We start from the raw sequence: 20,454 nt of genomic DNA, 5'->3' as shown, positions 1-20,454 counted from the left end.
CTTTGGTGTTGATTTTTTATTGTTGTTGTCGAAAGAATTGGTGGAGGTGACAGGACTCGAACCCGCTACCTACTGCTTGCAAAGCAGCCGCTCTCCCAGCTGAGCTACACCCCCAAAACTCTGGCATTGGAGGACTGGTGGGTCGGGTTGGATTCGAACCAACGACCCCCGCCTTATCAAGACGGTGCTCTAACCAACTGAGCTACAGACCCAAGTCGGTCGCTTCAGCAAACATGAATGCATGCCTTAGCGACTTTTTCCAACAACCGATAAGTGTGGACGTTCAAATTAAATTGCTGTTTCCAGAAAGGAGGTGATCCAGCCGCACCTTCCGATACGGCTACCTTGTTACGACTTCACCCCAGTCACGAACCCTGCCGTGGTAATCGCCCTCCTTGCGGTTAGGCTAACTACTTCTGGCAGAACCCGCTCCCATGGTGTGACGGGCGGTGTGTACAAGACCCGGGAACGTATTCACCGTGACATTCTGATCCACGATTACTAGCGATTCCGACTTCACGCAGTCGAGTTGCAGACTGCGATCCGGACTACGACTGGTTTTATGGGATTAGCTCCCCCTCGCGGGTTGGCAACCCTTTGTACCAGCCATTGTATGACGTGTGTAGCCCCACCTATAAGGGCCATGAGGACTTGACGTCATCCCCACCTTCCTCCGGTTTGTCACCGGCAGTCTCATTAGAGTGCCCAACTAAATGTAGCAACTAATGACAAGGGTTGCGCTCGTTGCGGGACTTAACCCAACATCTCACGACACGAGCTGACGACAGCCATGCAGCACCTGTGTTACGGTTCTCTTTCGAGCACTAATCCATCTCTGGAAAATTCCGTACATGTCAAAGGTGGGTAAGGTTTTTCGCGTTGCATCGAATTAAACCACATCATCCACCGCTTGTGCGGGTCCCCGTCAATTCCTTTGAGTTTCAACCTTGCGGCCGTACTCCCCAGGCGGTCAACTTCACGCGTTAGCTTCGTTACTGAGTCAGTGAAGACCCAACAACCAGTTGACATCGTTTAGGGCGTGGACTACCAGGGTATCTAATCCTGTTTGCTCCCCACGCTTTCGTGCATGAGCGTCAGTACAGGTCCAGGGGATTGCCTTCGCCATCGGTGTTCCTCCGCATATCTACGCATTTCACTGCTACACGCGGAATTCCATCCCCCTCTACCGTACTCTAGCTATGCAGTCACAGATGCAATTCCCAGGTTGAGCCCGGGGATTTCACAACTGTCTTACATAACCGCCTGCGCACGCTTTACGCCCAGTAATTCCGATTAACGCTTGCACCCTACGTATTACCGCGGCTGCTGGCACGTAGTTAGCCGGTGCTTATTCTTACGGTACCGTCATTAGCCTTCTTTATTAGAAAAGACCGTTTCGTTCCGTACAAAAGCAGTTTACAACCCGAAGGCCTTCATCCTGCACGCGGCATTGCTGGATCAGGCTTTCGCCCATTGTCCAAAATTCCCCACTGCTGCCTCCCGTAGGAGTCTGGGCCGTGTCTCAGTCCCAGTGTGGCTGGTCGTCCTCTCAGACCAGCTACAGATCGTTGGCTTGGTGAGCCTTTACCCCACCAACTACCTAATCTGCCATCGGCCGCTCCATTCGCGCAAGGCCTTGCGGTCCCCTGCTTTCATCCGTAGATCGTATGCGGTATTAGCACAGCTTTCGCTGCGTTATCCCCCACGATTGGGCACGTTCCGATGTATTACTCACCCGTTCGCCACTCGCCACCAGGATTGCTCCCGTGCTGCCGTTCGACTTGCATGTGTAAGGCATGCCGCCAGCGTTCAATCTGAGCCAGGATCAAACTCTATAGTTCGATCTTGATTTTTTTCGCTCTTTCGAGCAACTCATAAATTGGAATTGACATGAACTTCATTTCTGAATTTCACATCTTTTTTACTTCATGAGCGTTTAAAGTCTTGCGACTTTGTTCCGAAGAACTTGGCAATTAACCTTCAAACGCCCACGCTTATCGGCTGTAGATTTTTAACGAACCTGCAAACATCTACTGTTTGCTTGTCTTCGCTGCGATCAGCGAAGCCTTCGATCATAACACGTTTTTCAAAAGAGTGTCAAACTTTTTTGCTTTCTTCGACTCGCTGCTGTCTTGCGACAAACCAGCTACTCGTTTCAGCGAAGCCTTCGATTATGACACGTTATTTTCTAACCCGTCAACAATTTTCAGCATTCTTTGCTTTCTTCGACTTGATTCCTACCAAAGCAAGAAACAAACCCAAGAAAACAACCTCGACATGAGGATGCTGGAAAAGAAAGCCCAACCATCATCAGATGGTTGGGCGTTCTAGGCTGTAAGAGCCTGACGATGACCTACTTTCACACGGGAACCCGCACTATCATCGGCGCTGACGCGTTTCACTGTCCTGTTCGGGATGGGAAGGAGTGGTACCACGTCGCTATGGTCATCAGGCATAACTTGTTGCTGTGCTGATCGAGCGATCAACACAACGAATTCATAGAGTTTGGAATCAGCTTTTGTGTACTTTTGAGGGTACTTTTTGAATGCGTCAACTTGGCATAACACCTTGATCTGTATTCGCGACTCCGTGTGAGGGAGTCTGATCAAAGTTATAGGGTCAAGCCTCACGAGCAATTAGTATCAGTTAGCTTAACGCATTACTGCGCTTCCACACCTGACCTATCAACGTCCTGGTCTTGAACGACTCTTCAGGGGGCTCAAGGCCCCGGCAGATCTCATCTTGAAACGAGTTTCCCGCTTAGATGCTTTCAGCGGTTATCTCTTCCACACTTAGCTACTCGGCAATGCCACTGGCGTGACAACCGATACACCAGAGGTGTGTCCACTCCGGTCCTCTCGTACTAGGAGCAGGCTTCCTCAAATCTGCAGCGCCCACGGAAGATAGGGACCAAACTGTCTCACGACGTTTTAAACCCAGCTCACGTACCTCTTTAAATGGCGAACAGCCATACCCTTGGGACCGGCTACAGCCCCAGGATGAGATGAGCCGACATCGAGGTGCCAAACACCGCCGTCGATATGAACTCTTGGGCGGTATCAGCCTGTTATCCCCAGAGTACCTTTTATCCGTTGAGCGATGGCCCTTCCATACAGAACCACCGGATCACTATGTCCTGCTTTCGCATCTGCTCGACTTGTCAGTCTCGCAGTTAAGCACGCTTATGCCATTGCACTATCGTCACGATGTCCGACCGTAACTAGCGTACCTTCGAACTCCTCCGTTACGCTTTGGGAGGAGACCGCCCCAGTCAAACTGCCTACCATGCACTGTCCCCGATCCAGATAATGGACCTAGGTTAGAACCTCAAACACACCAGGGTGGTATTTCAACGTTGGCTCCACAAGATCTAGCGACCCTGCTTCAAAGCCTCCCACCTATCCTACACAGATCTGTTCAAAGTCCAATACAAAGCTACAGTAAAGGTTCATGGGGTCTTTCCGTCTTTCCGCGGGGAGATTGCATCATCACAAACATTTCAACTTCGCTGAGTCTCAGGAGGAGACAGTGTGGCCATCGTTACGCCATTCGTGCAGGTCGGAACTTACCCGACAAGGAATTTCGCTACCTTAGGACCGTTATAGTTACGGCCGCCGTTTACTGGGACTTCAATCAAGAGCTTGCACCCCATCATTTAATCTTCCAGCACCGGGCAGGCGTCACACCCTATACGTCCACTTTCGTGTTTGCAGAGTGCTGTGTTTTTAATAAACAGTCGCAGCCACCGATTTTTTGCAACCCATTCATGCTTCGTTGTTCACTACACACTAATAGGGCACACCTTCTTCCGAAGTTACGGTGTCAATTTGCCGAGTTCCTTCTCCTGAGTTCTCTCAAGCGCCTTAGAATACTCATCTCGCGCACCAGTGTCGGTTTGCGGTACGGTCGTTGTTAGCTGAAGCTTAGTGGCTTTTCCTGGAACCTCGTTCAGTTACTTCATGAGCAAGCTCACTCGATCAATGGCCTCGGTATATGTACGCCGGATTTGCCTAACGTACGCCTACATCCATCTAAACCGACATATCCAACAGTCGGATAACCTATTAAGATCCGTCCCCACATCGCACTAACAATCGGTACAGGAATATTGACCTGTTTCCCATCAGCTACGCATCTCTGCCTCGCCTTAGGGGCCGACTCACTCTACGCCGATGAACGTTGCGTAGAAAACCTTGCGCTTACGGCGAGGGGGCTTTTCACCCCCTTTAACGCTACTCATGTCAGCATTCGCACTTCTGATACCTCCAGCACGCTTTACAACGCACCTTCACAGGCTTACAGAACGCTCTCCTACCACTTGCAATAAATTGCAAATCCGCAGCTTCGGTAACTGGCTTAGCCCCGTTACATCTTCCGCGCAGGACGACTCGATCAGTGAGCTATTACGCTTTCTTTAAATGATGGCTGCTTCTAAGCCAACATCCTGACTGTTTTAGCCTTCCCACTTCGTTTCCCACTTAGCCAATTTTAGGGACCTTAGCTGGCGGTCTGGGTTGTTTCCCTCTTGAGTCCGGACGTTAGCACCCGGTGCTCTGTCTCCCAAGCTGTACTCATCGGTATTCGGAGTTTGCCTTGGTTTGGTAAGTCGCCATGACCCCCTAGCCAAAACAGTGCTCTACCCCCGATGGTAATACTTGAGGCACTACCTAAATAGTTTTCGGAGAGAACCAGCTATTTCCAAGTTTGTTTAGCCTTTCACCCCTATCCACAGCTCATCCGCTAGTTTTGCAACACTAGTCGGTTCGGACCTCCAGTACCTGTTACGGCACCTTCATCCTGGCCATGGATAGATCACTTGGTTTCGGGTCTACACCCAGCGACTGATCGCCCTATTCGGACTCGATTTCTCTACGGCTTCCCTATTCGGTTAACCTTGCCACTGAATGTAAGTCGCTGACCCATTATACAAAAGGTACGCAGTCACCCCTTACGAGGCTCCTACTTTTTGTAAGCACGCGGTTTCAGGATCTATTTCACTCCCCTCCCGGGGTTCTTTTCGCCTTTCCCTCACGGTACTAGTTCACTATCGGTCGATGATGAGTATTTAGCCTTGGAGGATGGTCCCCCCATATTCAGACAGGATTTCTCGTGTCCCGCCCTACTTGTCGTTAGCTTAGTATCACACGTCTCTTTTCACGTACGGGGCTATCACCCACTATGGCCAGTCTTTCCAAACTGTTCCGTTAAGAGTCGTGCTATCACTAACAGGCTTTTCCGATTTCGCTCGCCACTACTTTCGGAATCTCGGTTGATGTCTTTTCCTCGAGCTACTGAGATGTTTCAGTTCACCCGGTTCGCCTCGCATGACTATGTATTCATCATGCGATACCTTTCGGTGGGTTTCCCCATTCGGAAATCTCCGGATCAAAGCTAATTTGCCAGCTCCCCGAAGCTTATCGCAGGCTATCACGTCCTTCGTCGCCTATCATCGCCAAGGCATCCACCACGTGCTCTTATTCACTTGACCCTATAACTTTGACGTCTCACCAAACAAATTCGGCAAAACACAAAATCACTCAAGGAATATGTCAGGTCTTTCACCTGACGCGTTATGCCGTATTCATTCAATTCGATATGACTCGAAATTGATGTTCATTTGACGCAATCAAAAATTCTATGTTGCTGATGGCACGGTCTGCACTAAACCTTTACGAATGTGCAGTTTCCATCAGCAACGCTGATTCGACTCTATGAATTTTTAAAGAACAGCCGATTGATCAAGAGATCTTGATCAACAACAAAATAGCCTCTTTCAAAGCCACTTTGGTGTTGATTTTTTATTGTTGTTGTCGAAAGAATTGGTGGAGGTGACAGGACTCGAACCCGCTACCTACTGCTTGCAAAGCAGCCGCTCTCCCAGCTGAGCTACACCCCCAAAACTCTGGCATTGGAGGACTGGTGGGTCGGGTTGGATTCGAACCAACGACCCCCGCCTTATCAAGACGGTGCTCTAACCAACTGAGCTACAGACCCAAGTCGGTCGCTTCAGCAAACATGAATGCATGCCTTAGCGACTTTTTCCAACAACCGATAAGTGTGGACGTTCAAATTAAATTGCTGTTTCCAGAAAGGAGGTGATCCAGCCGCACCTTCCGATACGGCTACCTTGTTACGACTTCACCCCAGTCACGAACCCTGCCGTGGTAATCGCCCTCCTTGCGGTTAGGCTAACTACTTCTGGCAGAACCCGCTCCCATGGTGTGACGGGCGGTGTGTACAAGACCCGGGAACGTATTCACCGTGACATTCTGATCCACGATTACTAGCGATTCCGACTTCACGCAGTCGAGTTGCAGACTGCGATCCGGACTACGACTGGTTTTATGGGATTAGCTCCCCCTCGCGGGTTGGCAACCCTTTGTACCAGCCATTGTATGACGTGTGTAGCCCCACCTATAAGGGCCATGAGGACTTGACGTCATCCCCACCTTCCTCCGGTTTGTCACCGGCAGTCTCATTAGAGTGCCCAACTAAATGTAGCAACTAATGACAAGGGTTGCGCTCGTTGCGGGACTTAACCCAACATCTCACGACACGAGCTGACGACAGCCATGCAGCACCTGTGTTACGGTTCTCTTTCGAGCACTAATCCATCTCTGGAAAATTCCGTACATGTCAAAGGTGGGTAAGGTTTTTCGCGTTGCATCGAATTAAACCACATCATCCACCGCTTGTGCGGGTCCCCGTCAATTCCTTTGAGTTTCAACCTTGCGGCCGTACTCCCCAGGCGGTCAACTTCACGCGTTAGCTTCGTTACTGAGTCAGTGAAGACCCAACAACCAGTTGACATCGTTTAGGGCGTGGACTACCAGGGTATCTAATCCTGTTTGCTCCCCACGCTTTCGTGCATGAGCGTCAGTACAGGTCCAGGGGATTGCCTTCGCCATCGGTGTTCCTCCGCATATCTACGCATTTCACTGCTACACGCGGAATTCCATCCCCCTCTACCGTACTCTAGCTATGCAGTCACAGATGCAATTCCCAGGTTGAGCCCGGGGATTTCACAACTGTCTTACATAACCGCCTGCGCACGCTTTACGCCCAGTAATTCCGATTAACGCTTGCACCCTACGTATTACCGCGGCTGCTGGCACGTAGTTAGCCGGTGCTTATTCTTACGGTACCGTCATTAGCCTTCTTTATTAGAAAAGACCGTTTCGTTCCGTACAAAAGCAGTTTACAACCCGAAGGCCTTCATCCTGCACGCGGCATTGCTGGATCAGGCTTTCGCCCATTGTCCAAAATTCCCCACTGCTGCCTCCCGTAGGAGTCTGGGCCGTGTCTCAGTCCCAGTGTGGCTGGTCGTCCTCTCAGACCAGCTACAGATCGTTGGCTTGGTGAGCCTTTACCCCACCAACTACCTAATCTGCCATCGGCCGCTCCATTCGCGCAAGGCCTTGCGGTCCCCTGCTTTCATCCGTAGATCGTATGCGGTATTAGCACAGCTTTCGCTGCGTTATCCCCCACGATTGGGCACGTTCCGATGTATTACTCACCCGTTCGCCACTCGCCACCAGGATTGCTCCCGTGCTGCCGTTCGACTTGCATGTGTAAGGCATGCCGCCAGCGTTCAATCTGAGCCAGGATCAAACTCTATAGTTCGATCTTGATTTTTTTCGCTCTTTCGAGCAACTCATAAATTGGAATTGACATGAACTTCATTTCTGAATTTCACATCTTTTTTACTTCATGAGCGTTTAAAGTCTTGCGACTTTGTTCCGAAGAACTTGGCAATTAACCTTCAAACGCCCACGCTTATCGGCTGTAGATTTTTAACGAACCTGCAAACATCTACTGTTTGCTTGTCTTCGCTGCGATCAGCGAAGCCTTCGATCATAACACGTTTTTCAAAAGAGTGTCAAACTTTTTTGCTTTCTTCGACTCGCTGCTGTCTTGCGACAAACCAGCTACTCGTTTCAGCGAAGCCTTCGATTATGACACGTTATTTTCTAACCCGTCAACAATTTTCAGCATTCTTTGCTTTCTTCGACTTGCCAACCTCTTATTCAGAAGCCAACTTATCGTTATCAGCGCAGCCTTCGATTATCACTTGGTTTTATCAACCTCGTCAACTTCGTTGGCAATTTTTTATCGACTTTCCGTAATCGCCTTCGGCGCTTTCGGTAGCGAAAGCGCGATGCGTTTTCAGCCGAGTCGGCGAGTATATGCCGGCCGATGCAGGATGCAAGCATTGTCAGGAAACTTCGACAGATATTCATACAAGAGGGGTTGGGCCTGCGGCCCAACCCCTCTTGTATGAATCACTCACGATGCCTCCAGACACGCTCCCCTCGATAATTGGCATCACATGGCACTCATCACACTCCTCGACGCGCAACTTGCGTTCGGCCACGTCCCGCTGCTCGATCATGCGGATTTCTCTCTTATGGAAGCCGAGCGTATCGGCCTCATCGGCCGCAATGGCGCCGGCAAGTCGTCCATGCTCAAGATCCTTGCGGGCATGGAGAAACCGGACGATGGCGTTCTGCAGCTCCAACAAGGACTCCGCGTTGCCTACGTAGCGCAGGAACCCGTCCTCGATCCCGATGCCGATGTCTTCACCGCCGCCAGTGCAGGCCTGGGTGCCGTCATTGCCGTGCGGGATCAGTATCTCTCCGGTGCGCCGGGACTCGATCTGGACGCGTTGCAGTCTCAGATCGAGGCCTACGACGCCTGGAACTGGGAGCAGCGTGTCGAAGAAACGCTGCACCGCCTGCATCTCGACGGTACTGCCCGTGTCGGCTCCTTGTCCGGGGGGACGCGCAAGCGTGTCGCGCTGGCACAGGCACTTGTCGCTGCACCGGACGTCCTGCTGCTCGACGAGCCGACCAACCATCTGGATCTCGACTCCATCGAGTGGCTCGAACAACTGCTGATCGATTTCAAGGGCAGCGTCGTCACCATCACCCACGACCGGACCTTTTTGGACCGTGTCGCTACCCGCATCATCGAGCTGGACCGAGGCAAGCTGCGCTCGTATCCAGGCAACTTCGGCCAGTACGTCATACAGAAGGATGAGCAGCTCGCCCAGGAAGCGGTCATCAACGCCAAGGCCGACAAGCTGCTCGCGCAGGAGGAAATATGGGTGCGCAAGGGCGTCGAAGCGCGTCGCACACGCAGCCAGAGCCGCATCGGCCGCCTGGAAGCGCTGCGCGACCAGCGGCAAAGTCGCCGCAACACCGTCGGCAGCGTGAACATGGACGTGGCCGTCGGCAACTCGACCGGCAAGATCGTTGCGGAGCTGACGGATGCATCGAAAGCGTTCGGCGATCGCACCATCGTGCGCGACTTCAGCGCCACCATCCTGCGCGGCGACAAGGTCGGCCTGATCGGCCCCAACGGTGCCGGCAAGACCACGCTGCTCAAACTCATCCTGGGCGATCTCGAACCCGATAGCGGCAAGATCCGTCGCGGTGCCAATCTCGAAGTCGCTTACTTCGACCAGATGCGCGAGACGCTCGACCTCGACGCCACCCTCGAGGACTTCATCAGCCCCGGCAGCGAATGGATCGAGATCGGCAAACAGCGCAAGCACGTCAAGAGCTATCTGACCGACTTCCTCTTCTCGCCCGCCCGGGCCAACTCACCCGTGCGTTCGCTGAGCGGCGGAGAACGCAACCGGCTGTTGCTGGCGCGCCTTTTCGCGCGCCCAGCCAATGTGCTGGTTCTCGACGAGCCGACCAACGACCTCGACATCGACACGCTAGAGCTGCTCGAAGACCTGCTGCAGAACTACGACGGCACGGTTTTCCTGGTCAGCCATGACCGCACCTTTCTGGACAACGTCGTCACCAGCACCGTCGCGTTCGAAGGCGACGGCAAGTGGCGCGAGTACGAAGGCAGCGTGCAGGACTGGCTGATCCAGTCAAAGCGCGCCCGGGACCTCGCCGTCCAACGCGCAGCGGCCGCGCCGCCAGCGCCCGCAGCGGCTCCCGCGCCGGGCGCGGCTGTAACGACGGCCACCGCCGCAGCTCCTGCCCCTGCTCGCAAGAAGCTCAGCTACAAGGAGCAGCGCGAGCTCGACGGTCTTCCCGCGCAGATCGCTGCGCTCGAAGACGAGCAGAAACGCATCGCCGACGCGCTCGCCCTCGATGGCGGCTCGATCTATGCCAACGAGGCCTCCCGTGCGACCGAGCTTGCTGCGCGCCACGCGCAGATCGACGACGAACTGCTCTCGGCGCTGGACCGCTGGGAAACGCTCGGTCCCAAGCGCTGAGTTAATCGTGAAATGGTGCGCACTCATTGGGTGCCGCCTCCCTGCGGTGCGCTCACTGTCCCACGGGCTGCGCCAAAAGCGTGCGCTATATATAGAGCTCCTCCACGGCCTATGGACAGTTGCATGTTTTCAACCCGTTTCGCCAGTCTTCGCAATTTCTTGCTGGCCTTGGCCGTCACGTCGGCGCTGGCCGGATGTGCACAACTTCCCACCGACGTCCAACGCCCGGTTTCCAGCGCGCTTGCCGCGCCTCAGGGCACTGCGCTCGATACGCTAGTCAAGGAGCGGCGCCAGGCGAACAACGGCCGCGCCACTTCCGGTTTCATGCTGCTGCCAACGCCCCAGGCTGCTTACGGCAGCCGACTCGCCCTCGTCGACGCAGCACAGAAGACGCTCGATCTCCAGTACTACGCCATCCATGCGGATGCCAGCACCGAGCGTCTGTTGCGGGCCGTGCTCGCGGCGTCGCAGCGCGGCGTGCGGGTGCGCATTCTTCTAGACGACTTTCACGGCACCGGCCGCAATGCGCTGGTGATGCGCCTCGGCTTCGAGCCGAACATCGAGATGCGCATGTTCAATCCGCTCGCCGGGGCCCGCGGTTCTTCCATCGGGCGCATGGTGAACGCGATCGGCGACTTCAACCGCGCACAGCAGCGCATGCACAACAAGCTGTTCATCGCCGACAACGCCATTGCCGTGACCGGCGGGCGCAATCTGGGCGACGCCTACTTCGGCATCGCGCAAACGCGCAACTTCGTCGACCTCGACGTGCTCACGGCCGGCCCGATCGTGCAGAACCTGTCGGCGAGCTTCGATCAGTACTGGAACAACGAGCGCGCCTATCCGGTGGAATCGCTCGTGACCCGGGAAGAGCTGAAAGACATTCGCGACAAGACCATCGCCGCTGAAAAATCCAGGACGGATCGGGAAGCCGCCGCGAACGCTGCGAATGCCGCGAACGACACCAGCCCCGGCAACAGCGCGAAAGCCGCACCGGAAGGCACGACGGGTGACGGCGGAAAACTCCCGGACGGCGAGCCCCGCCCGGCCGATGCCGGTCCCACCGACGCCCAACGCACGGCCGCCTGGGACCAGAAGGCGCTCGACCTGAGTCGGGCGAACTTCGTCTGGGCGCCGGCCGTGGTGATGGCCGACAAGCCGGCCAAGATCCCCGTCGAAGACGCCGAAGCAACTTCCGGAATCGCCCCCGAAAGCGAAACCGTCGTCGACGGCCTGCTCAATCTGATCGCGCAATCGCGGGAAGACCTGCTCATCATCTCGCCCTATTTCGTGCCGGGACCGGACATGCTGCAGGCTTTCGCGACGGCCCGTTCGCGCGGCGTCAAGGTGAGGGTGTTGACCAATTCCCTGGCATCCAACGACGCACCCGTCGCTCACGCAGGTTATGCGCGCCACCGCGAAAAGCTGCTGGCGCTGGGCATCGAGATCTACGAACTGCGCAGCGAACAGTCCGGACTCCGCAGCGCTTTCGGTTCATCCGGATCATCGGGATCATCGGGATCATCGGGATCGTCAGGAGCGTCGACGGCGGCAGGCTCCAGCGGGTTCGGCGAATCGCGCGCCATGCTGCATTCGAAGGTTCTGGTGATGGACAAACGCCTGGTCGTCATCGGCTCGATGAACCTCGACCAGCGCTCGCAGCTGCAGAACACCGAGATCGCGCTGCTGATCCGCAGCGCAGCGCTGGCGCAGCAGGTGGCGGCGGAGATCGATCCGACGATGTCTCACGGCGCCTGGCATGTCGAACTCATCGACGGCCAGTTGATATGGCGCGCTCCGCAGGCAAGCAATCTGAAGGATGCGACGCACGACCCCGACACCAGCCTCGGCCTGCGGACGCTGCTCAAGCTTTTCGGACCGCTCGCGCCGGAAGAGCTGCTCTGAACCGCTCCGCTCTCTAATTAGAAGAGCTCCGTCACGGCGTGGATCGCCAGCCCGACCGCGCCGCCGACCAGCGTTCCGTTGATGCGGATGAATTGCAGGTCGCGTCCGATGTTGCGTTCCAGTTCGTTCGTCATCTCGTCCGCATTCCACTGCCCGACGCGCTCGACGATGTAGCGCCGGATGTCTTCGCGGTAACGCTCGATCGCCTTCGGTGCCGCTTCGGTGATCTGCTCGTTGATCCAGAAGCGGAAGGGCTCATCGCGCTGGAGCCGCTCACCGGTCGCTGCGGCGATGGTTGCAATGCGCCGGCGCACCGTCGAATCGCTGCGGCCCAGGTCGTCGTGCAGCCAGGCCAGCATGTCGCTCCAGAGGCCGTGCACGTACTCGCCCAGCGCGGGATGCGTCTGCAGCTGCGCGCGGATCTGCTCGCCGCGGGCATGGAAATCCGGATCGTGCTTCAGCCGGACCACGAAATCGTCCATGAAAGCGTCGAAACGCTGCCGCAGCGGATGCGCAGGGTTTTCCGACAACTCGCCCAGCGTGTGAACGACGGCGGCGACGATCTTCCGCGTCGCCGCGCGCGCCGCCATCTGATCGAGGCCGACGTAGCGCAGCGTCTTGATTTCCCGGGCGATGGCTTCGGTGATGCGGTCCTGCACCTCCTCGCCCTCGACCACCAGCGTGACCTGCGCCAGCACATCGTTGAGCAGCGCCTGGTGGCGGTTGTCCGCGGTCAGCGCGTCGAGCGCCTGGCCGAGCAGCTTCGACAGATCGATCTGCGCCAGTCCGGCCGACGCCGCGCGCGCCAGGAAAGCCCGCGCCCGATCGTCGTCGAACGCGCTGAGTCCGTAACGCACCGCGGCCACCGCGTGATCGCCCAATTTCTCGCCATGCGCCGGAACCGAAAGCCACTGCGCCAGCCGCGCGGCCGGATCGAACTGCTTCAGCTTGGCCAGTACCTGCTGCGTGCTGAGGAAGTTGTCGACGATGAACCCGGCCAGCTTGGCGCCGATACGGTCCTTGTTGGCCGGGATGATCGCGGTGTGCGGAATCGGCAAGCCGAGGGGATGGCGGAACAGCGCCGTCACGGCGAACCAGTCGGCGACCGCGCCGACCATCGCGGCCTCGGCGAAGGCGGCGACGTAACCCCAGAGTGCAAATTCCGGATGGCGCTTGCCCAGCCAGCTCGCCACGGCATAGATCAGCGCGGCGGCGATCAGCAGCGCCAGCGCGATGCGTTTCATGGATTTCAGCTCAAGCGTCTGCGTTTCGGGGGTCTTCGACATGCGGGCGATTGTCACGGAACCTTCTCATCCGAATCCGAGCGCGCCTAGACTATCGGCATGAAGCTCATCGATTCGATCGTCACCCAGGCGGCCGGGATCGCGTCCATCCGGCGCGATATCCATGCCCATCCCGAACTCTGCTTCCAGGAGGTGCGCACCGCAGACGTCGTCGCGGCGAAGCTGACCGAATGGGGCATTCCCGTGCACCGCGGCATGGCGACCACCGGCGTCGTCGGTATCGTCAGGAACGGTACGAGTACCCGCGCCATCGGCCTGCGCGCCGACATGGACGCCCTGCCCGTCACCGAAATCAATACCTTCGACCATGCGAGCAAGCATCCCGGAAAGATGCACGCCTGCGGCCACGACGGCCACACCGCGATGCTTCTGGCGGCAGCGCAGCATCTGGCGAAGCACCGCAACTTCGACGGCACTGTCTACCTGATCTTCCAGCCCGCGGAAGAAGGCGGCGGCGGCGCACGGGAGATGGTCAAGGAAGGGCTTTTCGAGCAATTCCCGATGGACGCCGTCTTCGGCATGCACAACTGGCCAGGCATGAAGGCCGGGCAATTCGCGGTGAGCCCCGGCCCGGCGATGGCGTCGAGCAACGACTTCACCATCACCATCCACGGCAAGGGCGGCCACGCGGCGCAGCCGCACACCGGCATCGATCCGGTGCTGGTCGCCTGCGAGATGGTCCAGGCCTTCCAGACCATCCTCACGCGCAACAAGAAGCCGATCGACGCCGGCGTGATCTCGGTCACGATGATCCATGCGGGCGAAGCGAACAACGTGATTCCCGACGCCTGCGTGCTCAAGGGAACCGTGCGCACGTTCTCGCTGGAGGTGCTGGACCTGATCGAATCGCGGATGGCGAAGATCGCCGAGCACGTGAGCGCGGCGCACGACGCGCACAGCGATTTCGAGTTCAACCGCAACTATCCGCCGACCGTGAACACCGCCGCCGAGGCGAACTTCGCGCGCGGCGTGATGGCCGGCATCGTCGGTGCGGACAACGTGCTGGTGCAGGAACCGGCGATGACGGCCGAGGATTTCTCCTTCATGCTGCTGGCCAAGCCCGGCGCCTACGCCTTCATCGGCAACGGCGACGGCGCGCACCGCGACATGCACCACGGAGACGGACCATGCACGCTGCACAACGCGAGCTACGACTTCAACGACGACCTGATTCCGCTCGGCGCGACCTGCTGGGTGGAACTGGCGGAGCAGTTCCTGAAGATCAGGGCGTGATCGGCTCGGCCTCGTCGCCGGCCCGCGCTTCGGCGATGACCAGCAGGCCGTCCATTATCAATCCGTCGACCAGTTCGAACGGGCTGACCATCGACGGCGCCATCTTCCAGCCCGCACCGCCGGTCATGTAGCAGGCCGGCTCGACGCCGCAGTGCGAGCGCACGTGCTGGCGCATGCGCTCGACCGCACCGGCGATCGCATACGTCCCGCCGCTGGTGAGCGCATCGCTGGTGTTGGTCGGGAAATCGCGCACGTCGCCGGTCGGCACGTGCAGGCCGGCGGTGCCGGACTCCAGCGCGCGCAGCATGATGCCGTGGCCCGGCAGGATCAGTCCGCCCAGAAAGCGGCCTTCGATGTCGATCGCCTCGACCGTCACCGCCGTGCCGATCATCACCACCACCATCGGCCGCGCCGGTCCCTGCGACAGCATTCGGTGCCGCGCGCCGATCATCGCCACCCAGCGATCGGCACCCAGGCGCGTCGGATGGTCATAACCGTTGATCAAACCGGCCTCGGACGCGCTCGACACCACCCATCGCGGCCGGCAATCGAAACATTCCTCGATCTGCTCCTCGGCGCGACGGCGGACGGCATCCCCGGCCACAGCGCAGCCGAGCATCGACGAAGGCGCAGCAAGCGAGGCCCACGGCCCCTCGGCCAGACGCTCTATATGGTCGAGAAACTCGGCGCCGTGCGCGATCGGAGCCGCGCCGGGTCGTGGTCCTGCATACAGCGCCCACTTGAGACGGGTGTTGCCGATGTCGAGCGCTAGAAATGTCATGCGGCGGATTATTGCTACTTTGTTGCGGAATATTGCACTCCGCCGGTGCGCCGATGAACGGGCCTGTCGCCTACGCGATTGCCGCGCGTTCAGCCCTTAAAGTGGTGGTACGACATTTGTCGACCAACACAAGGAGAGAAATCATGGGTCTGCTGAGTTTTATCAAGGAAGCTGGCGAAAAGCTGTTCGGTGGTTCGTCTGCACACGCATCCGAAGCGCCCGCCGCCGGCACCGACGCGAACGCTGCCGCTGCGGCCGCCATCAAGACCTACATCGAGACGCAGAACCTCGGCCTCACCGGTCTGCAGGTTACCTACGCAGCCGACACCGGCGTCGTGACCCTCGCGGGCAGCGCGCCTTCCCAGGAAGCCAGCGAAAAGGCCAGCCTCGCCGCCGGCAACGTCGCCAACGTCACCAGCGTCGACAACAACCTCGAGGCGCCTGCTGCGGCACCAGCCCAGTACCACGACGTGGTGCGCGGCGACACGCTCTCGGCCATTTCGAAGAAGTACTACGGCGACGCAAACAAGTACAACGCGATCTTCGAAGCCAACAAGCCGATGCTGACCAGCCCGGACAAGATCTACCCAGGCCAGAAGCTGCGCATCCCGGCGCTGTAATCCATCCGTTAGCCGGAATATGCAAAGCCCGCCCGTCATACGGCGGGCTTTTTCAATTCTGGGTTCAGTTCTGTTTCCAGGGCAACCCGCGCAGGCGCCAGCCGCCGATCTGTCCGCGATGTCCTTCCGCATCCGGATTGCCTTCGAATCCTTCCAGGATGTTGTAGGCCTCGATGCCCAGCTCCGCCGCGCGTTTGGCCGCGGCGATCGATCGCACGCCGCTGCGGCACAACAACACCGCCTTTTTGCCTGCCGGCACTGCCGCCAGCAGTCCGGCGTCGAACGATGGATTCATCGCCATGCCGGGCCACTGCTTCCAGGCCAACGGCATCGCACCCGGAACGAAGCCGACCCATTCACGCTCGGCATCGGTGCGCACGTCGACAAGCACCGCCGATCCGTCGGCCACCCATTTGGCTGCGAGCGCGGGGGAAATGTCCCCGGCATAACCGGCAGCGGGCTGAACGCCGGAATCCATGGAAGCGGAAGAAACGTTGGCGTCGGTCATTGCTTGAATTTCCTTGAAAGATCGAGAGCGGATTCTGCCGCTCGAGTGCGATTGAGTTCCGACCGCCCTTTCCTTCATCCGCCGCAATGCCCCTATCAATCAAATACCATCCTCAGAACATCCCAAAACCATCCACACAGATGGTGATAGCATTCAGTCATGCCATCGAACATCACCGCCACCCCAGCGCGCCCGAAGCCATCCGACGCTGAGAAGATCACCATCAACCTCGGCTACGTCGACCTCGGACAGGTCGACCTGCTGGTGTCGGAAGGCTTCTATTCCAACCGCACCGACTTCATCCGCACCGCCATTCGCAACCAGCTCGGCGTGCACGGCGACACCGTCAAGCAGGTCGTTGCCCGAAAGATGCTGGTGCTCGGGCTGCAGCATTTCACCGTCGCGGAACTCGAAGCCGTGCGCGACAGCGGTCAGCCGCTTGAAATCCGGGTGCTCGGCCTGGCCACCATTGCCGCCGACGTGAGCCCCGAGCTCGCGCAGGCGGCCATCGCATCGATCACCGTTCTCGGCGCGCTGCACGCCAGCCCGGCCGTCAAGGCCGCGCTTGCGGACCGTCTCCGCTGAATCCCCACAGCCCATCTTCAACAGAAAGTCCGCAATGAACCCCATGTTCCAGCAATTGATGTCACGCGCCGCCAAGCTCACGCAGGGCGGCAATCTGCAGGCGGCGACAGAGGCGATCCAGCGCGCGCTCAATCCAGACCGCTACGCCGCCGAAGAAACGCAGGAAAGAGCCGCTCCAGCGCCCTCGCCTTCCGCGCGATCTGCCGACCAGCGCCGCCATGACAACCAGGGCATCGTGATCGAAGGCCATGTCCGCGTGATCGACGACGCCCCGGCGCACCCGGCCGAGCCGAAACCCGCATCCCGATCCGCCGAAGCCGTTTCCGAGCGCTGGACGGACGGCAGCTTCAGCCACCAGGGCCGCACCCTCGCCTACAAGCTGTACGTGCCGCCACATCTGGCCGGAAGCACACCCGCGCCGCGTCCGCTGATCCTGATGCTCCACGGCTGCACGCAGAACCCCGACGATTTCGCCGCCGGCACGCGCATGAACGACCTGGCGCGCCGCGAAGGCTTCGTCGTGGTGTATCCCGCGCAGACGGCGCATGCCAACTCGCAGAAATGCTGGAACTGGTTCAAGCCGCAACACCAGAAACGCGGTCGCGGAGAGCCGGCGCTGCTGGCGGCGCTGGCGCAGCACATCGCTGCGGCCGAAAACGTCGACAGCGCACGCATCTACGCAGCGGGACTGTCGGCCGGCGGCGCGATGGCGGACATCCTCGGGCAGGCCTATCCGGACGTCTTCGCCGCAGTCGGCGTGCATTCGGGGCTGGCAGCGGGGTCCGCAAGCGATGTGGTGTCGGCGCTCGCAGCGATGCGCAGCGGCGGAAAGGCCAGTTCGTCCGGCGGCGCATCGAGCGCTTCCGGAGCGCCGGTCATCGTTTTCCACGGCGATGCCGACAGCACGGTGAATCCGGTCAACGCCAAGGCGGTCGTGACCGCAGCCTTGAGCGGATCGAACGGAAACCAGCCGTCGCGCACATCCGGCGGCACGTCTCCGGGCGGCCAGAGCTACGCGCGCACCGACTATCCCCGCGCCGACGGCAGCACCGCCGTCGAACTCTGGATGCTTCACGGCGCGGGCCATGCATGGTCGGGCGGCAGCGCCAGCGGCAGCTACACCGACGCGCGCGGCGTCGATGCCAGCGCTGAAATGCTGCGTTTTTTCCTGGCGCATCGCCGTTCCTGACAGCGGCGGCGATCGTTGACGCGTTACTCCACGATGTCACGTACTCTCGCCCTCCTTCTCCTGCTCGCAGCCTGCGCGTTTTCGCCGGCCAGCGCCCAGCAGACGACGCCGACCCAGGACCCGCCCGCCCGCATCGCGCGCCTGAACGTCCAGCAAGGTACGGTCAGCTTCTCGCCGGCCGGCGACGACAGCTGGTACGACGTCGTTCCGAACCGCCCGATCACCAGTGGCGACCGGCTCTGGACCGACCGCGATTCGCGCGCCGAAGTCTTCATCGGCTCGACCGCCGTTCGCACCGACGCCCGCTCCAGCCTCGAATTCACCCAGATCGACGACGGCACCATCCAGCTCACGCTGATGCAGGGCAGCCTCGACCTGCACATCCGCGACGATCCGGACGACCAGCGCATCGAGGTCGACACCGGCAATCTGGCACTGGTGATCCTGTCGCGCGGCGATTACCGCATCGACGCCGACCCGGCCGCCGGCACGACGCGCGTCGCGGTCGCCGCCGGCAGCGCAACGGTCTACGGCGAGAACGGCGCGCCGCTGCCGCTCGGCTCGCGCCAGCAGATCACCGTTTCCGGACGCGACCTCGGAACCGCCGAAACGCGCGTGCCGCAAACCGCCGCCGCCTTCGACCGCTGGGTCGGCGAGCAAAACCTGATCGACGAACGCTCGGCGTCGGCGCGTTTCGTGTCGCGCGACGTGGTTGGCTACCAGCAGCTCGATGCCTACGGCGACTGGCGCAGCGATGCGAGCTACGGCAGCATCTGGTATCCGCGCAACGTCGCAGCCGATTGGGCGCCATACCAGCAGGGCCAGTGGATCGACGTCGCGCCGTGGGGATGGACCTGGGTCGACGCGGCGCCGTGGGGCTTCGCGCCGTCGCATTACGGACGCTGGGCGCGCGTTGGGCCGCGCTGGGGCTGGGTGCCGGGGCGCATCGACGCGCGGCCGGTGTTCGTGCCGGCGCTGGTCGGTTTCGTCGGCGGATCGGGGCCGGGCACCGGCACCGGCACTGGCACTGACGGGCGCAACGGCGTCGGCTGGTTTCCGCTGGCGCCGGGCGAGCGCTGGCAGCCGGGTTTTCGTGCGAGCCAGCGCTATGTCGATCGCGCGAATCGCACGGTCGTTTACGTCAACGGACCGTTGCAGCGCAACGATGTCTACGTCAACCAGCGCTTCGGGCCAGCGGTGACGATGGTGCCGGCAGAACGGTTTGGCCGAGGGCCGATCGACAGGCGTGACTTCGTGCGCCAGCGCGACGACAGCCTTTCGCACGCGCCGGTCGCCTTCGCGCCGCCGCTCACGCTGACGACAGGTGCGGCCGTCGGCGGGGTCGCGCTCGGCGCGCTGCGCACGCGGCCGTCCGCTGCCGTGCCGCCGCCGATGATGCAACCTCGCGCGCCGATGGCGCAACTAGCGCCGATCCAGCCGATCCAGCCAAGAACGCAGATCTACTCGACCGAGGGCTCGGCTCAGCAACAACGACAGCAGCAACTGAACGAGCTGGACCGGCGTCGCGAGGAGCAGCAGCAACAGCTGCATCGACAGCATCTCCAGCAACAAGCGTCGAGCGATCAACGCAGACGCGCGGCGGAGCAGCAGGAGCAGCAACGCCGCGACGTCCAAAGGCAGCAGGAGAGCCGGGTCAACGCCGCGCGCGACCAGCAGGAGCAGGACCGGCAGCGCCAGGCCGATCGGCGACAGCAGGAGCAACGGCACGAACAGCAGCGCGAACAGGAGCAGCGCCTGCAGATGCAGCGCGCCGAGCGCGACCGCCAGGAGCAGAACCGGCAGCTCCAGTTCCGCCAGGAACAGCAGCGGCAGATCCAGCAGCAGGAACAGCGGCAGGCGCAGCAGGACCTGCAGCAGCGCGCGACTCAGCTGCGCGCGCAGGAGCAGGCGCAACAGCAGCAGCGCCAGCAGGATAGGCAGCACCAGCAACAACAGCAGGCATCACGTCTTCAGGACATCCGTCAATCGCAGGAGCGCGCGAACGAGCAGCGGCGCGACGACCAGCGCCGCAATCAGCAGCGATAGCCCCGCCGCGGCCGACGAAAAGTACCAGCCGCTACAGTCGATTCAG

At 59.6% G+C, this 20,454-nt stretch carries 10 protein-coding genes, 4 tRNA genes and 4 rRNA genes; 7 read left to right on the top strand and 11 right to left on the bottom strand.

From position 1 onward, the window contains the following. Positions 1 to 38: 38 nt before the first annotated feature. The 8 genes from ACSFA3_RS19390 to ACSFA3_RS19355 all read right to left on the bottom strand — a co-directional run bounded on the left by ACSFA3_RS19390 (position 39) and on the right by ACSFA3_RS19355 (position 7,623). Positions 39 to 114: transfer RNA gene (locus ACSFA3_RS19390), tRNA-Ala, on the bottom strand. A gap of 21 nt (positions 115 to 135) precedes the next feature. Beyond that, a tRNA-Ile gene (locus tag ACSFA3_RS19385) sits at positions 136 to 212 on the bottom strand. A 94-nt stretch (positions 213 to 306) separates the two neighbouring features. Then, a 16S ribosomal RNA gene (locus ACSFA3_RS19380) occupies positions 307 to 1,841 on the bottom strand. Positions 1,842 to 2,340: 499 nt separating this feature from the next. Then, positions 2,341 to 2,453, bottom strand: a 5S ribosomal RNA gene (rrf, locus tag ACSFA3_RS19375). Positions 2,454 to 2,615: 162 nt separating this feature from the next. Continuing rightward, positions 2,616 to 5,488 (bottom strand): 23S ribosomal RNA (locus ACSFA3_RS19370). Between the two features lie 332 nt (positions 5,489 to 5,820). Continuing rightward, positions 5,821 to 5,896: transfer RNA gene (locus ACSFA3_RS19365), tRNA-Ala, on the bottom strand. Between the two features lie 21 nt (positions 5,897 to 5,917). Continuing rightward, positions 5,918 to 5,994, bottom strand: a tRNA-Ile gene (locus ACSFA3_RS19360). Between the two features lie 94 nt (positions 5,995 to 6,088). Further along, a 16S ribosomal RNA gene (locus ACSFA3_RS19355) occupies positions 6,089 to 7,623 on the bottom strand. Together the 16S, 23S and 5S rRNA genes with 4 tRNA genes alongside form the textbook arrangement of a ribosomal RNA operon. Positions 7,624 to 8,329: 706 nt before the next feature. Here ACSFA3_RS19355 and ACSFA3_RS19350 point away from each other — a divergent pair. Both ACSFA3_RS19350 and ACSFA3_RS19345 read left to right on the top strand, forming a co-directional pair. Beyond that, on the top strand, positions 8,330 to 10,237 hold the full coding sequence (locus ACSFA3_RS19350) for an ATP-binding cassette domain-containing protein (RefSeq protein ID WP_435507126.1): 1,908 nt from the start codon (positions 8,330 to 8,332) through the stop codon (positions 10,235 to 10,237). A 123-nt stretch (positions 10,238 to 10,360) separates the two neighbouring features. After that, the gene (locus tag ACSFA3_RS19345) at positions 10,361 to 12,142 is read left to right on the top strand and encodes a phospholipase D family protein (RefSeq protein ID WP_435507125.1); all 1,782 of its coding nucleotides are present in this window, start codon (positions 10,361 to 10,363) and stop codon (positions 12,140 to 12,142) included. 17 nt (positions 12,143 to 12,159) lie between these two features. Here ACSFA3_RS19345 and ACSFA3_RS19340 read toward each other — a convergent pair whose 3' ends face one another. Then, positions 12,160 to 13,428: a DUF445 domain-containing protein gene (locus tag ACSFA3_RS19340; protein WP_435507124.1), complete on the bottom strand. Its 1,269-nt coding sequence runs from the start codon at positions 13,426 to 13,428 to the stop codon at positions 12,160 to 12,162. Between the two features lie 57 nt (positions 13,429 to 13,485). On the opposite strand from ACSFA3_RS19340, the gene ACSFA3_RS19335 reads away from it, so the two are divergent. Beyond that, positions 13,486 to 14,679 (top strand): M20 aminoacylase family protein, encoded by a 1,194-nt coding sequence (locus tag ACSFA3_RS19335; protein WP_435507123.1) that lies wholly within the window; start codon positions 13,486 to 13,488, stop codon positions 14,677 to 14,679. On the opposite strand, the gene ACSFA3_RS19330 is transcribed toward ACSFA3_RS19335, so the two are convergent. Beyond that, positions 14,669 to 15,460, bottom strand: coding sequence for a type III pantothenate kinase (locus tag ACSFA3_RS19330; RefSeq protein ID WP_435507122.1), 792 nt, complete (start codon positions 15,458 to 15,460; stop codon positions 14,669 to 14,671). The genes ACSFA3_RS19335 and ACSFA3_RS19330 overlap by 11 nt on opposite strands. Before the next feature lie 143 nt (positions 15,461 to 15,603). Here ACSFA3_RS19330 and lysM point away from each other — a divergent pair, with 143 nt between their 5' ends. After that, positions 15,604 to 16,080: a peptidoglycan-binding protein LysM gene (lysM, locus tag ACSFA3_RS19325; protein ID WP_435507121.1), complete on the top strand. Its 477-nt coding sequence runs from the start codon at positions 15,604 to 15,606 to the stop codon at positions 16,078 to 16,080. 64 nt (positions 16,081 to 16,144) lie between these two features. Here lysM and ACSFA3_RS19320 read toward each other — a convergent pair whose 3' ends face one another. After that, positions 16,145 to 16,588, bottom strand: a complete 444-nt coding sequence (locus ACSFA3_RS19320) for a rhodanese-like domain-containing protein (protein ID WP_435507120.1) — start codon at positions 16,586 to 16,588, stop codon at positions 16,145 to 16,147. A gap of 159 nt (positions 16,589 to 16,747) precedes the next feature. On the opposite strand from ACSFA3_RS19320, the gene ACSFA3_RS19315 reads away from it, so the two are divergent. Genes ACSFA3_RS19315 through ACSFA3_RS19305 form a run of 3 tightly spaced genes read left to right on the top strand, consistent with a single transcriptional unit; the run spans position 16,748 to position 20,408 of the window. After that, positions 16,748 to 17,173 (top strand): CopG family transcriptional regulator, encoded by a 426-nt coding sequence (locus tag ACSFA3_RS19315; RefSeq protein ID WP_435507119.1) that lies wholly within the window; start codon positions 16,748 to 16,750, stop codon positions 17,171 to 17,173. A gap of 34 nt (positions 17,174 to 17,207) precedes the next feature. Next, entirely contained in the window at positions 17,208 to 18,362 is a 1,155-nt protein-coding gene (locus ACSFA3_RS19310) for an extracellular catalytic domain type 1 short-chain-length polyhydroxyalkanoate depolymerase (RefSeq protein ID WP_435507118.1), read from the top strand. A gap of 33 nt (positions 18,363 to 18,395) precedes the next feature. Then, positions 18,396 to 20,408 carry a DUF6600 domain-containing protein gene (locus ACSFA3_RS19305; RefSeq protein ID WP_435507117.1) on the top strand — a complete coding sequence of 671 codons (2,013 nt, stop codon included), beginning with the start codon at positions 18,396 to 18,398 and terminating at the stop codon, positions 20,406 to 20,408. Positions 20,409 to 20,454: the final 46 nt, after the last annotated feature.

This window comes from Variovorax glucosi, from assembly GCF_051216695.1.
Lineage (GTDB): Bacteria > Pseudomonadota > Gammaproteobacteria > Burkholderiales > Burkholderiaceae_C > Variovorax.
The sequence above is the reverse complement of the archived record's forward strand: the minus strand, read 5'-3'. Positions and strand labels throughout refer to the sequence as shown.